The sequence below is a fragment of the Paenibacillus sp. KS1 genome, from assembly GCF_001680695.1.
Classification (GTDB): domain Bacteria; phylum Bacillota; class Bacilli; order Paenibacillales; family Paenibacillaceae; genus Paenibacillus_B; species Paenibacillus_B suaedae.
The window spans coordinates 1-303 of record NZ_MAIS01000358.1 but is presented as its reverse complement, the minus strand read 5'-3'; the positions used below and the strand labels follow the sequence as shown (position 1 = coordinate 303).

The 303-nt window shown below is 51.5% G+C and carries 1 protein-coding gene; it reads right to left on the bottom strand.

Going from position 1 to position 303, the window contains the following annotated elements:
* Positions 1 to 303: Ig-like domain-containing protein (locus BBG47_RS28660; RefSeq protein WP_175400684.1), on the bottom strand; the 303-nt coding region annotated here is incomplete at both ends.

Genomic DNA, 303 nt, shown 5'->3' with positions numbered 1-303 from the left:
CGCTGTCCGGCGATACCGAAATCGACGTTACTTTGACTGGGGTTGTCGTTTCTTCTGTAACGGTAACAGGTACCGCGTAGGTTTTACCTTCGTAAGCTACGGTTACTGTCGTTTCACCTTTTCCAACGGCTGTCACCTTGCCGGTATCGCTTACCGCAGCAATGCTTGGGTTAGCTGTACGATAATCTGCGTCGCTTGTAACGTCTTTCTTGCTTCCGTCGCTATACACCGCGGTGACCGCAAGTTGAGCATCCTTCCCAACTTTTAGAGCTGCGCTGTCCGGCGATACCGAAATCGACGTTA